The 12,365-nt window shown below is 71.5% G+C and carries 13 protein-coding genes; 4 read left to right on the top strand and 9 right to left on the bottom strand.

The window, feature by feature from the left end; genetic code table 11:
• Window positions 1-20 precede the first annotated feature (20 nt).
• The 4 genes from MUU72_RS11135 to MUU72_RS11120 are packed head-to-tail and all read right to left on the bottom strand — an operon-like array spanning window position 21 to window position 3,054.
• Entirely contained in the window at window positions 21-1,355 is a 1,335-nt protein-coding gene (locus MUU72_RS11135) for an NADH-quinone oxidoreductase subunit D (RefSeq protein WP_248013028.1), read from the bottom strand.
• A complete protein-coding gene (locus MUU72_RS11130) occupies window positions 1,355-2,110 on the bottom strand; it encodes an NADH-quinone oxidoreductase subunit C (RefSeq protein WP_248013027.1) in 756 nt (251 codons plus the stop codon). The genes MUU72_RS11135 and MUU72_RS11130 overlap by 1 nt, the downstream gene beginning before the upstream one ends.
• The gene (locus MUU72_RS11125) at window positions 2,107-2,685 is read right to left on the bottom strand and encodes a NuoB/complex I 20 kDa subunit family protein (protein ID WP_248013026.1); all 579 of its coding nucleotides are present in this window, start codon (window positions 2,683-2,685) and stop codon (window positions 2,107-2,109) included. The genes MUU72_RS11130 and MUU72_RS11125 overlap by 4 nt, the downstream gene beginning before the upstream one ends.
• A gap of 9 nt (window positions 2,686-2,694) precedes the next feature.
• Window positions 2,695-3,054, bottom strand: a complete 360-nt coding sequence (locus MUU72_RS11120) for an NADH-quinone oxidoreductase subunit A (RefSeq protein WP_248013025.1) — start codon at window positions 3,052-3,054, stop codon at window positions 2,695-2,697.
• A gap of 779 nt (window positions 3,055-3,833) precedes the next feature.
• On the opposite strand from MUU72_RS11120, the gene MUU72_RS11115 reads away from it, so the two are divergent.
• Together MUU72_RS11115 and MUU72_RS11110 are read left to right on the top strand one after the other, a co-directional pair.
• The gene (locus MUU72_RS11115) at window positions 3,834-4,637 is read left to right on the top strand and encodes a C40 family peptidase (RefSeq protein WP_248013024.1); all 804 of its coding nucleotides are present in this window, start codon (window positions 3,834-3,836) and stop codon (window positions 4,635-4,637) included.
• A gap of 310 nt (window positions 4,638-4,947) precedes the next feature.
• Window positions 4,948-5,418 (top strand): hypothetical protein, encoded by a 471-nt coding sequence (locus tag MUU72_RS11110; protein WP_248013023.1) that lies wholly within the window; start codon window positions 4,948-4,950, stop codon window positions 5,416-5,418.
• 40 nt (window positions 5,419-5,458) lie between these two features.
• On the opposite strand, the gene MUU72_RS11105 is transcribed toward MUU72_RS11110, so the two are convergent.
• Both MUU72_RS11105 and MUU72_RS11100 read right to left on the bottom strand, forming a co-directional pair.
• On the bottom strand, window positions 5,459-6,274 hold the full coding sequence (locus MUU72_RS11105; RefSeq protein ID WP_248013022.1) for an alpha/beta fold hydrolase: 816 nt from the start codon (window positions 6,272-6,274) through the stop codon (window positions 5,459-5,461).
• Window positions 6,275-6,471: 197 nt separating this feature from the next.
• The gene (locus tag MUU72_RS11100; RefSeq protein ID WP_248013021.1) at window positions 6,472-7,785 is read right to left on the bottom strand and encodes a geranylgeranyl reductase family protein; all 1,314 of its coding nucleotides are present in this window, start codon (window positions 7,783-7,785) and stop codon (window positions 6,472-6,474) included.
• A gap of 163 nt (window positions 7,786-7,948) precedes the next feature.
• Here MUU72_RS11100 and MUU72_RS11095 point away from each other — a divergent pair, with 163 nt between their 5' ends.
• Window positions 7,949-8,470: a GNAT family N-acetyltransferase gene (locus tag MUU72_RS11095; protein WP_248013020.1), complete on the top strand. Its 522-nt coding sequence runs from the start codon at window positions 7,949-7,951 to the stop codon at window positions 8,468-8,470.
• A 183-nt stretch (window positions 8,471-8,653) separates the two neighbouring features.
• Window positions 8,654-9,565: a D-alanyl-D-alanine carboxypeptidase family protein gene (locus tag MUU72_RS11090; RefSeq protein ID WP_248013019.1), complete on the top strand. Its 912-nt coding sequence runs from the start codon at window positions 8,654-8,656 to the stop codon at window positions 9,563-9,565.
• A 140-nt stretch (window positions 9,566-9,705) separates the two neighbouring features.
• On the opposite strand, the gene MUU72_RS11085 is transcribed toward MUU72_RS11090, so the two are convergent.
• The 3 genes from MUU72_RS11085 to mqnC all read right to left on the bottom strand — a co-directional run bounded on the left by MUU72_RS11085 (window position 9,706) and on the right by mqnC (window position 12,299).
• On the bottom strand, window positions 9,706-10,410 hold the full coding sequence (locus tag MUU72_RS11085) for a demethylmenaquinone methyltransferase (protein ID WP_248013018.1): 705 nt from the start codon (window positions 10,408-10,410) through the stop codon (window positions 9,706-9,708).
• Window positions 10,411-10,510: 100 nt separating this feature from the next.
• A complete protein-coding gene (locus MUU72_RS11080; protein WP_248013017.1) occupies window positions 10,511-11,056 on the bottom strand; it encodes an imidazolonepropionase-like domain-containing protein in 546 nt (181 codons plus the stop codon).
• Window positions 11,057-11,099: 43 nt separating this feature from the next.
• On the bottom strand, window positions 11,100-12,299 hold the full coding sequence (gene mqnC / locus MUU72_RS11075; protein WP_248013016.1) for a cyclic dehypoxanthinyl futalosine synthase: 1,200 nt from the start codon (window positions 12,297-12,299) through the stop codon (window positions 11,100-11,102).
• Window positions 12,300-12,365 lie beyond the last annotated feature (66 nt).

The raw sequence follows: 12,365 nt of genomic DNA, 5'->3' as shown, positions 1-12,365 counted from the left end.
CTTGGGTGCCGGAGTGGCGTTCACCGGTCGACGCCTCCCATCACGGGGTCGATGGACGCGACGGCGACGATGACGTCGGCGACCTGGCCGCCTTCACACATCGCTGCCATGGCTTGCAGGTTGGTGAAGGAGGGGTCGCGGAAGTGCACCCGGTAGGGCCGGGTGCCGCCGTCGCTGACGGCGTGCACGCCCAGTTCGCCCTTGGGTGACTCGACGGCGGCGTACGCCTGCCCCGGCGGGACCCGGAAGCCCTCCGTCACCAGCTTGAAGTGGTGGATCAGGGCCTCCATCGAGGTACCCATGATCTTCTTGATGTGGTCGAGGGAGTTGCCCAGGCCGTCGGGGCCCAGGGCGAGCTGGGCGGGCCAGGCGATCTTCTTGTCGGCGACCATCACCGGCCCCGGCTCCAGCCGGTCCAGGCACTGCTCGATGATCCCCAGCGACTGGCGCATCTCCTCCAGCCGGATCAGGAACCGGCCGTAGGCGTCGCAGGTATCGGCGGTCGGCACCTCGAAGTCGTAGCTCTCGTACCCGCAGTACGGCTGCGCCTTGCGCAGGTCGTGGGGCAGGCCGGCGGAGCGGACGAGGGGGCCGGTGGCCCCGGTGGCCATGCAGCCGGCCAGGTCGAGGTAGCCGATGCCCTCCATGCGCGCCTTGAAGACGGGGTTGCCGGTGGCGAGCTTGTCGTACTCGGCCATGTTCTTGTGCATGGTCTTCACGAAGGCGCGGATCTGGTCGACGGCGCCGGGCGGCAGGTCCTGGGCGAGGCCGCCGGGGCGGATGTAGGCGTGGTTCATCCGCAGCCCGGTGATCAGTTCGTAGATGTCCAGGATCAGCTCGCGGTCCCGGAAGCCGTAGATCATGATCGTGGTGGCGCCCAGCTCCATCCCGCCGGTGGCGATGCACACCAGGTGGGAGGAGAGGCGGTTGAGCTCCATCAGGAGGACCCGGATCACCGAGGCGCGGTCGGGCACCTGGTCGGTGATGCCGAGCAGCTTCTCCACGGCCAGGCAGTACGCGGTCTCGTTGAAGAACGGCGTGAGGTAGTCCATCCGCGTCACGAACGTGGTGCCCTGCGTCCAGGTGCGGAATTCGAGGTTCTTCTCGATGCCGGTGTGGAGGTAGCCGATCCCGCACCGGGCCTCGGTGACGGTCTCGCCGTCGATCTCCAGGATGAGCCGGAGCACGCCGTGCGTGGAGGGGTGCTGCGGCCCCATGTTGACGATGATCCGCTCGTCGTCGGACGTGGCGGCGGCCGCGGCGATCTCGTCCCAGTCGCCGCCGGTGACGGTGTAGACGGGGCCCTCGGTGGTCTCGCGGGGGGTGACCCCGGACGTCTCGCTGGGAGTGCTCATCAGGTGTACGACCTCCGCTGGTCGGGAGCCGGGATCTGCGCGCCCTTGTACTCGACGGGGATGCCGCCGAGGGGGTAGTCCTTGCGCTGCGGGAAGCCCTGCCAGTCGTCCGGCATCATGATCCGCGTGAGCGCCGGGTGCCCGTCGAAGATCAGTCCGAAGAAGTCGTAGGTCTCGCGCTCGTGCCAGTCGTTGGTCGGGTAGACGTCGACGATCGACGGCAGGTGGCGGTCGGCGTCCGGCACCGCGACCTCCAGCCGGAGCAGCCGGTTGTGGGTGATCGAGCGCAGGTGGTAGACGGCGTGCAGCTCGCGGCCGGTGTCGCCGGGGTAGTGGACGCCGCTGACGCCGGTGCACAGCTCGAAGCGGAGCGCGGGGTCGTCGCGCAGGGTGCGGGCGACCGCCGGCAGGAACTCCCGCCGGATGTGGAACGTCAGCTCGCCGCGGTCCACCACGGTCTTGTCGATGACGTTCTCCGGCAGCAGGCCCTGCTCCTCCAGGGCGCCCTCCAGCTCGTCGGCGATCTCGTCGAAGTCGCCGTGGCCCGCGGCGCCGCCCGGCCCGCCGTACGGCCGGGTGCTGGCGCCGGGCAGCCGCACGGTGCGGACCAGTCCGCCGTAACCGGTGGTGTCCCCGCCGTTGTTGGCGCCGAACATCCCGCGGCGGGTGCCGATCACCTCGCCGGTGTCGGCGCGCTGCGCCGGGACGGCCTCCTCGGGGGCGTCCGGGCCCGTGGGGTTGGTCGGCTCGCTCACCGCAGCAGCCCTTTCTTCTCCGTGGACGTCGAGCGGTCCATCTCGATCAGCGGGAGCGCCCGGAGCGCCGCGGCCTCCTCGTCATGGGCCGCCTGCACGGCGTTGACCCCGAGCTTGCCGCTCTGGATCTTCTTGTGGAGCTTGAGGATGGCGTCCATGAGCATCTCCGGGCGGGGCGGGCAGCCCGGCAGGTAGATGTCGACGGGGACGATGTGGTCGACGCCCTGCACGATCGCGTAGTTGTTGAACATGCCGCCCGAGGAGGCGCAAACCCCCATGGAGATCACCCACTTCGGGTTCGGCATCTGGTCGTAGACCTGCCGCAGCACCGGCGCCATCTTCTGGCTGACCCGGCCGGCGACGATCATCAGGTCGGCCTGGCGCGGGGAGCCGCGGAAGACCTCCATGCCGAAGCGGGCCAGGTCGTAGCGCCCGGCGCCGGTGGTCATCATCTCGATGGCGCAGCAGGCCAGCCCGAACGTCGCGGGGAAGACCGATGACTTGCGCACCCAGCCCGCGGCCTGCTCGACAGTGGTCAGCAGAAAGCCGCTGGGCAGCTTCTCTTCCAGTCCCATGCGTGACCCCTAGTCCCATTCCAGGCCGCCGCGACGCCAGACGTAGGCGTAGGCGACGAAGACGGTGAGCGCGAAGAGGAGCATCTCGACGAGCCCGAACAGTCCCAGGGCGTCGAAGCTGACCGCCCAGGGATAGAGGAAGACGATCTCGATGTCGAAGACGATGAAGAGCATCGCCGTCAGGTAGTACTTGATCGGGAAGCGGCCGCCGCCGGTCGGGTACGGCGTCGGCTCGATCCCGCATTCGTACGCTTCGAGCTTGGCCCGGTTGTAGCGCCGGGGGCCGATGAGCGTGGCCATGACCACGGAGAAGATCGCAAAGCCTGCCCCGAGGGCTCCCAGTACGAGGATGGGCGCGTAAGCGTTCACCGTCCTCGCTCCCTTCAGTCGACGATGACTGGATGGCGGTCCGCTCGGGCTCACCCGCTGCCCCCTTGCGATCGCGTGCAGTGATCGCGTCTATGTGAGGCAGTTCACAAGCCCGATGCCCGCATCTTATGCCCGTCGGTCTGTGATCTGCGACACGGGGTGCGACAACGGCTTTGTGATCTTCACCACCTGACGAAGGATCATGAAGGCGGAGGACCGGTGATCTCCGCACACGAAGCGCGCGAGTGATCACGAGAGGTGACATTCGCCGGGGTTACCGCTGGTCAGCGCGGTGGTTTCACTATCAAGGAGCGGTGGCAGCAAGCAAATTGGCGCTGGACGCATCTCAACTGCTATATGCGCGGCGGCCGTAGACGTGATCGTCTCGTGACCGGTCCGTGATCGTCGGTACGTGCTCCGGTTCACGAGCGGAGCGGTGGCGGCGCGGGCCGCCGGACCGCCGGGAGGCCGTCCGGCGGCCCGTGTTCGGTCACGGGAACATAACGGACACTCACGAGTGACCTATCCCACGCGATTTGAAGCCATAAGACCTTGACTCCCGGGAAGCCTTGGCGAGGCGGATCAAGAAGTGATAAGCGCCCACGGAGGCCGTGCGCACCATCAAATGCCGTGCGTAGGAACATGATCACGAATTCCGGACATCCCGTCAGCGGCGGACGAGCTGACGAAAAGTCCGTTTTATTCGCCGCGTACACGTCAAGTGTGGCGTACTCCACCTTTGTTGGCAGCAACCAGCGGCTCCTGATAGCCGTGGTGCCATGTCCCCGAACGCACTCATACCCAGCCACCGGAAGCCCCGTCGCTCCGCGTCCTCGCGGGCCCTGCGCGCGGGTGTGACCGGTGGCTTCCTCACCCTCGCCGTGACCGGCGCGACGGTGCCGGCCAACGCCGTCGAGAAGCCCGTCTCCGAAACCCAGGAGATGCCCACCATCACCACGGCGCTGGCCACCAGCGGCGCCCGCAGCGCCGACGCCGCCCAGCAGGCCGCGTTCAGCTACGAGCGGCAGGCCCTCCAGGACGACGCGGCGGCCAAGGCCGACAAGGCCGCCGACAAGGCCAAGGCCGCCGCCGAGAAGAAGGCCCAGGCCGAGGCCGAGGCCAAGAAGGCCGCCGAAGAGGCCCGCCAGGCCAAGGAAGCCGCCCAGGCCCGCGCCTCCCGGTCCGACGCCCGCACCGCCCTGAGCGCCGTCTCCGACTCGGGCGCCACCGGCAGCGTCGCCACCCTCGTCTCCTTCCTCAAGGCGCAGCTCGGCAAGGCGTACGTGCTCGGCTCCAGCGGCCCCTCCTCCTACGACTGCTCCGGCCTGACCCAGGCCGCGTTCGCCCAGGTCGGCATCGACCTGCCGCGCGTCTCGCAGAGCCAGTCCACCACCGGCACCCAGGTCGGCCTCGGCAACCTCCAGGTCGGCGACATCCTCTACTGGGGCAGCGCCGGCAGCGCCTACCACGTCGCCGTCTACGTCGGGAACGGCAACTTCATCGGCGCCCAGAACCCCAGCACCGGCATCGTCGAGCGCCCGCTCAGCTACGACATGCCCACCGGCGCGGTGCGCGTCCTCTGACCGGACGCGCCACCCCGGAACGCTGAACGGAACCGCCCCTCCCCCGCTCGGGAGGGGCGGTTCCGCGTTTCCGCCCGCCCGGACAGCCACCGAACCGCCCCCGCACCCGTTGCACCTCTCGACCCGGCCGCACCTCCGCGGCCCCGGCCGAGAGGAACCCGATGCACCGCCCCGCCCACCGCCCCGTCACCCGGGCCGCACTCACCGCCGCCCTCACCACCGCCCTCGGCCTGGGCGCGGCACCCCCCGCCGCCGCCGACCCGGCCGCCCCGCCCGCCGGCGGCGGCGGGCCCCGAAGGTCGCCACCCGGATGCGCGAGGTCCCCGGGCGCAGCGTCGGCACCGCGCTCGCCATGCTCGACGACGCGGTCCGCTACACCCTCCAGTGGCCCACCGGCCGGTACACCCGCGGCGTCACCGCCGCCGCCGGACTGCTCACCTCCTGGGGCGACGACAGCACCCGCTGGGCCAACACCTGGGGCCGCCCCACCGGCGCCAAGGGCATCACCTCCGCCTGGCGCGCCCCCCGCACCGGCCAGGTCTTCGAGATCCGGTTCCACACCCCGCAGAGCACGGCCGCCCAGCGCGCCGCCCGCCCGCTCCGCGCCGAGCAGCGGCGGCCCGGCACCCCGCCCGGCCGGGCCAGGGACCTCCGGGCCCGCCAGGACGCGCTCTTCGCCGCGGTACCCGTACCCGCCGGCGCCGACCGGCTGACCGCCCCCGTCCGCCGCGCCCCCGGCCCCGCTCCGGCACCCCTGCCCGCCCGGACCGCCGCTCCCTGACCCGCCGGGCGGACCGCCGCACCCGACGGCCCGCCCACCCTCAGCCCGCGAAGAACTCCAGCAGGTCCGCGTTCAGCTGCTCGTGGTGGCTGGCGTAGAGGCCGTGCCCGGCCGTCGGGTACTCCTTGTAGACCGCGCCCGGCACCAGTCCCGCGGTCCGCCGCCCGGTGACCTCGACCGGCGCCGAGAAGTCCGCCGCGCCGTGCACCACCAGCACCGGGACGTCGATCTCCCGCAGCCCCGCCCGGTGATCGGTGTGGAACACCTCCCGCTGCGCCGCCTGCGTCGCGTACGGCGCGCAGGACATCACCTGCCGGATCGTGAAGTCGACCATCAGCGGGTGCACGTCGTTGCCCAGGTGGGTGGCGAAGAAGACCTGGGCCTGCTGCGCCATCCACCGGGGGCGGTCCCTGCGCAGCAGCGCCGCCGACGCCTCGAAGGCGGCCTCCGGGATCCCCCCGGGATTGTCCTCGGTCCGCTTCAGGAACGGCAGCATCGCCGCCACGAACGCCACCCGGCGGACCCGCCCCGAACCGTGCCGCGCCAGATAGCGGGCGATCTCCGCCCCGCCCAGCGAGTGGCCCACCAGGGTCACCCGGTCCAGCCCGAGGTGGTCCAGCAGCGCCGCCAGGTCCTCCGACGTCGAATCGATGTCGTACCCGGAGGAGGGCCGGTCCGAGCGGCCGTGCCCGCGGCGGTCGAACGCCACGCAGCGGAAGCCCCGTTCCACGAAGTAGGGGATCTGGTACTCCCACATGTCGGTGCCGAGCATCGCGCTCGACACGAACACCAGCGGCTCGCCCTGGCCGTAGTCCTCGTACCACAGCCGGGTCCCGTCGTGGCCGTCGAAGAACATGGCGTCCCCTCCCGTCGTGCGGGCTCCCCCGCCTTCCGCCGCTTCCGTCCGCGACGTGCACCACGATGCCGGGGCCGCGGGAACGGCTCAATTACCTCCCGCGTAAGGCGGCCCGGGCCGGGGCCGGCGGGGCCGCACGCACCGCGGGCCGGCCCCCGCCCCCGGGGACCGGCCCGCGCCGCCGCTGCCGCCGCGCGTCACGCCTTCGGCGCGACCTTGCTCAGCCCGTTGATGATCCGGTCCATCGCGTCGCCGCCGGTCGGATCGGTGAGGTTGGCCAGCATCTTCAGCGTGAAGCGCATCAGCAGCGGATGCGTCAGCCCGCGCTGGGTGGCGATCTGCATGACCTTCGGGTTGCCGATCAGCTTCACGAACGCCCGGCCCAGCGAGTAGTAGCCGCCGTAGGTGTCCTTGAGCACCTTCGGGTACCGGTGCAGCGCCAGCTCCCGCTGCGCGTACGTGGCGCGGGCCTGCGCCTGCACGATCACCTCGGCCGCGATCGCCCCGGACTCCATCGCGTACGCGATGCCCTCGCCGTTGAACGGGTTCACCAGCCCGCCCGCGTCACCGACCAGCAGCAGGCCCCTGGTGTAGTGCGGCTGCCGGTTGAACGCCATCGGCAGCGCCGCACCGCGGATCGGGCCGGTCATGTTCTCCGGCGTGTAGCCCCAGTCGGCGGGCATCGACGCGCACCACGCCTTGAGGATCTCCCGCCAGTCCAGCTCCCGGAAGGCGGAGCTGGAGTTGAGGATCCCCAGGCCGACGTTGCTCGTGCCGTCGCCCATCCCGAAGATCCAGCCGTAGCCCGGCAGCAGCCGGTCCTGGGCGCCGCGGCGGTCCCACAGCTCCAGCCAGGACTCCAGGTAGTCGTCGTCGTGCCGCGGCGAGGTGAAGTACGTCCGCACCGCGACACCCATCGGCCGGTCCTCGCGCCGGTGCAGGCCCATCGCCAGCGACAGCCGGGTGGAGTTGCCGTCGGCGGCCACCACGATCGGGGCGTGGAAGGTGGCCGGCGCCTTCTCCTCACCGAGCTTGGCGTGCACCCCGGTGATCCGGCCGGTCAGCTCGTCGACGATCGGCGCGCCGACGGTGCACCGCTCGTACAGCCGCGCCCCGGCCTTCTGGGCCTGCCGGGCCAGCTGCTCGTCGAAGTCGTCCCGCTTGCGGACCAGGCCGTAGTCGGGGAAGGAGGCGAGATCCGGCCAGTCCAGCTGGAGCCGGGAGCCGCCGCCGATGATCCGCAGGCCCTTGTTGCGCAGCCAGCCCGCTTCCTCGGAGATGTCGATGCCCATCGCCACCAGCTGCTTGACGGCCCGCGGGGTGAGCCCGTCACCGCACACCTTCTCGCGCGGGAACGCGGTCTTCTCCAGCAGCAGCACGTCCAGGCCCGACTTGGCCAGGTGGTAGGCGGTGGCCGAGCCGGCCGGACCGGCGCCGACGACGATCACATCCGCGCTGTGCTCCGATCGGGGTGCGGTCACGGACTCGGTCACGGGCGCGGACTCGGTCACGGCGTTGTCTCCCGGAAGTCGATGGGGGGTGGGGTCTGTGGGCTCGGGGCTGCGGGACCCGGCATGCGGGGCGGTGGCCGGCGGTGGATATCCGGGTGCCGGCGGACACCGGGCAGGGGCAGTCTATGGGGGCCGTGACGATCGGAAACTGAAGGGTTGTCCCATGACGTCTGCGCCCGCCCGACCGCTGCCCGCCGTGGGGCTGCGGGTCCCCACCGAGGAGGACGCGGTGCACTGGCACCGGGTCTTCGACGATCCCGAGGTCATGGAGTTCCACGGCGGCGCCCCCGCCGAGTTCTCCGTCTACGAGGAACTCACCGCCCGCCAGCGCCGCCACCACGCCGAACGCGGCTTCTGCCTCTACACCCTCCTCGACCCGGCGGACGGCGCCGTCATGGGCTTCACCGGCGCCCAGCCCTGGCCGCACGACTGGGGCCCGGCGGGCGAGATCGAGATCGGCTGGCGGCTGGGGCGGGCGTACTGGGGCAAGGGGTACGTCACGGCCGCCGCCCGGCAGGCCCTGGCGGCCGTACGGGCGGCCGGCGTCCGGCACGTGGTCGCGATGGTCGACGCCCGCAACGCCCGCTCCCTCGCCGTCACCCGCCGCCTGGGCATGCGCCACGCGGAAACCCTTCCCGTACCGGCCGGCCACCGCACGGCCCACTGCCACCGATTGGACCTCTGAGGGGCCGGCGGGCGGGGGGGCGGAGGCCGGATGGTTACGGGCGGGCTCGCGCCCCGCCGGCGCGTGGCCAGAATTGACCAAAACACAACCCCCGCCCGCGCATCCATTGCCCCGCCCCGGTTGTCTCAAGAGAGAGCGGCACTCTCATGTGCCCGCAGTGCAGGGCTATTTGGAGCATCCACTTTGAACATTGGCATCAAAGGCATCAGGGCCATCAAGGGCATCCGGCGCGCCTCCGCCGTGGCCGTCACCACCGGAGCCGTCCTGACCGCCGGGGCGTTCGGCTCCCAGGCGCAGGCCGCCGCCCTCCCGACGCCCGGCATCACCGCCGCCGGCGGTTTCGTGATGAACAACGGCACCGGCGCGACGCTCTTCGCCAAGGCCGCGGACACCCGCCGGTCCACCGGCTCCACCACCAAGATCATGACGGCCCGGGTGGTGCTGGCCAAGAAGAACCTCAACCTGGATTCCAAGGTCACGGTCCAGAAGGCGTACAGCGACTACATCGTCAACAACAACTGGGCCTCGTCCGCCCACCTCATCGTCGGCGACAAGGTGACGGTCCGTCAGCTGCTCTACGGGCTGATGCTCCCGTCCGGCTGCGACGCCGCGTACGCGCTCGCCGACACGTTCGGCACCGGCTCGACCCGGGACGCCCGGGTGAAGTCGTTCATCGGCCAGATGAACACCACCGCCAAGAGCCTGGGCATGAAGAACACCCACTTCGACTCGTTCGACGGAATAGGGCGCGGCGCGAACTACTCGACGCCCCGCGACCTGACCAAGCTCGCCGGCAACGCGATGACGTTCTCCACGTTCCGCACGATCGTGGGAACGAAGTCCACCAAGCAGAAGGTCACGACGAAGAACGGCGGCTACCGCTACATGTCGTGGACCAACACCAACAACCTGCTCAGCAGCTACAAGGGCACCATCGGCGTGAAGACCGGCTCCGGCCCTGAGGCCAAGTACTGCCTGGTCTTCGCCGCCACCCGGAACGGCAAGACGGTCATCGGCACCGTCCTGGCCTCCTCCTCGGTGGACAACCGCACCGCGGACGCCAAGAAGCTGATGGACTACGCCTTCAAGAAGTAACCAGCACCCCCGAGGCACCCCGGCCCACCCGGCCCGCCTCCCCCAGGGCCCGTCCCGCCACCTTCCCACCGGCCGGACGGGCCCTGACGTTTCTGCGGGGCCGCCCTACGCGGGCGGTCGCCGGCGGGCCGATATCGGCCTCACGCCCCGGTCGCCGGCTTCACGCCCCGGTGGAGCGCCACGATGCCGCCGGTCAGATTCCGCCAGGCGACCCGCGTCCAGCCCGCGCCCTGGAGCCGGGCGGCCAGTTCCGGCTGGTTGGGCCAGGTCCGGATCGACTCGGCGAGGTACACGTACGCCTCGGGGTTGCTGCTGACCACCCGCGCGACCGGCGGCAGCGCCCGCATCAGGTACTCGGTGTAGACGGTCCGGAACGGCGCCCAGGTCGGCTCGCTGAACTCGCAGATCACCACCCGCCCACCGGGCTTGGTGACCCGGTACAGCTCGGCCAGCGCCGCGTCGGTGTCCTGGATGTTCCGCAGCCCGAAGGAGATCGTGACGGCGTCGAACACCTCGTCCGCGAACGGCAGCCGCATCCCGTCCCCGGCGGTGAACGGCAGCCAGGGGCGCCGCTTCTTGCCCTCCGCCAGCATCCCCACCGAGAAGTCGCAGGGGACCACGTAGGCCCCGCTCCGCGCGAACGGCAGCGAGGAGGTGCCGGTCCCGGCCGCGAGGTCGAGGACCCGCTCGGCGGGCCGCGCGGCGACCGCGCGGTCCACCTCCTTGCGCCAGAGCCGCGCCTGGCCCAGGGAGAGCACTTCGTTGGTCAGGTCGTAGCGCGCCGCCACGTCGTCGAACATCGCGGCGACTTCGTTCGGCTGCTTGTCCAGGGATGCTCGGGTCACCCGGTCATTGTCCACCGTGCGCCCCCACGCCCCGGCACCGGGCGGTACGGCGGGGCAGGTGTCCGGGGTCCGGGGTCGGGGGTCCGGGGTCGGGGGGGTGTCAGCGGCGGCGGTGGACGAGGCGGCCGGCGAGGACGGTGGCCAGGCAGGTGCCGTCGGGCGCGAAGATCGCGAAGTCGGCCGGGGCGCCCGGCGCGAGCGGGGCGGGCGGGCGCGGCGCGCCGAGGCCGGAGCGGTGGACGGCGGTGCGCACCGCGGGGCGGGTGAAGGGGCCGGTGAGGCTGGTGGTGCCGCAGGCCAGGAGGCGCTGGAGGCCGCGGCGGGCGCTGGCGCCCCAGCGGGTCTCGGTCATCGCGAGGGCGGCCAGCGCGGCGCCGGTGAGCGGTGCGGTGCCCAGGTCGCCGGCCTCGCGCGGATCCGGGTGGTAGGCGGCCTCCAGCAGGGCCGCGCCGTCCGGTTCGTGGCGGCCCGGGGTGAGGGTCCCGTCCCACTCGCGGATCCGGGCCCGTGCGCCGTAGGCCGCCAGCAGGTCCTCGTACGGGCCGACGGCGGCCAGCCGGTCGCCGTCCACGACCACCGCGTGGCCGGGGACGGGCTCGGCGCCGGCGGCCGGCTGGACGGCCCGCACCCGATGGAGCGTCAGCATGGAGGATCCCGCCGTGGGGTGGCCCGGTGCGCGCGGCGCCGGGTCAGCTGGCGTCGACGAGCTTGAGCTCGGGGTGGGCGGTGCCGCCCTCCAGGGCCGTCGAGGAGAGGTGGGAGACGACGCGGTCGTCGACCGGGTCGTTCGCCGGGTCCTCGTGCACGACCAGGTGCTCGTACGTCGTCGAGCGCTGCGCCGGGACGCGGCCCGCCTTCCGGATCAGGTCGATGATCTCCTGGCGGTTGGAGCGGTGCCGGGCGCCGGCGGAGGAGACCACGTTCTCCTCCAGCATGATCGAGCCGAGGTCGTCCGCGCCGTAGTGCAGCGACAGCTGGCCGATCTCCTTGCCGGTGGTCAGCCAGGAGCCCTGGATGTGGGCGACGTTGTCGAGGAAGATCCGGGCGATCGCGATCATGCGGAGGTACTCGAAGAGGGTGGCCTGGGTGCGGCCCTTCAGGTGGTTGTTCTCCGGCTGGTAGGTGTACGGGATGAAGGCGCGGAAGCCGCCCGTGCGGTCCTGGACGTCGCGGATCATGCGGAGGTGCTCGATGCGCTCGGCGTTGGTCTCGCCGGTGCCCATCAGCATCGTGGACGTGGACTCCACGCCCAGCCGGTGCGCCGTCTCCATGATCTCCAGCCAGCGCTCGCCGGACTCCTTCAGGGGCGCGATGGCCTTGCGGGGGCGCTCGGGGAGGAGTTCCGCACCGGCGCCGGCGAAGGAGTCCAGGCCCGCGGCGTGGATGCGCGTGATGGCCTCCTCGACCGACACCTCGGAGATCCGCGCCATGTGCTCGACCTCGGAGGCGCCGAGGGAGTGGATGACCAGCTGCGGGAATTCCTTCTTGATGGCCGCGAAGTGCTTCTCGTAGTACTCGACGCCGTAGTCCGGGTGGTGGCCGCCCTGGAACATGATCTGGGTGCCGCCCAGCTCGACGGTCTCCGCGCAGCGGCGCAGGATGTCGTCGAGGTCGCGGGTCCAGCCCTTCTCCGTGTCCTTGGGGGCGGCGTAGAAGGCGCAGAACTTGCAGGCCGTCACGCAGACGTTGGTGTAGTTGATGTTGCGCTCGATGATGTACGTCGCGATGTGCTCGGTGCCGGCGTAGCGGCGGCGGCGGACGGCGTCGGCGGCCTGGCCCAGCGCGTGCAGCGGCGCGGAGCGGTAGAGGTCGAGCGCCTCCTCCGGCGTGATGCGGCCGCCCGCGGCGGCGCGGTCGAGTACGGACTGGAGGTCGGCGTTCTCGGTCACCGGGGCGTCCCTTTCGAGGCGTTACAGAAGGACTGAAGGACTCGACCAGCGTACGCCAGGGGTCTG

Origin of the sequence: Streptomyces rhizoryzae, assembly GCF_023155275.1 — a bacterium.
Classification (GTDB): domain Bacteria; phylum Actinomycetota; class Actinomycetes; order Streptomycetales; family Streptomycetaceae; genus Streptomyces; species Streptomyces rhizoryzae.
This window is presented reverse-complemented; position numbering and strand designations above follow the sequence as displayed.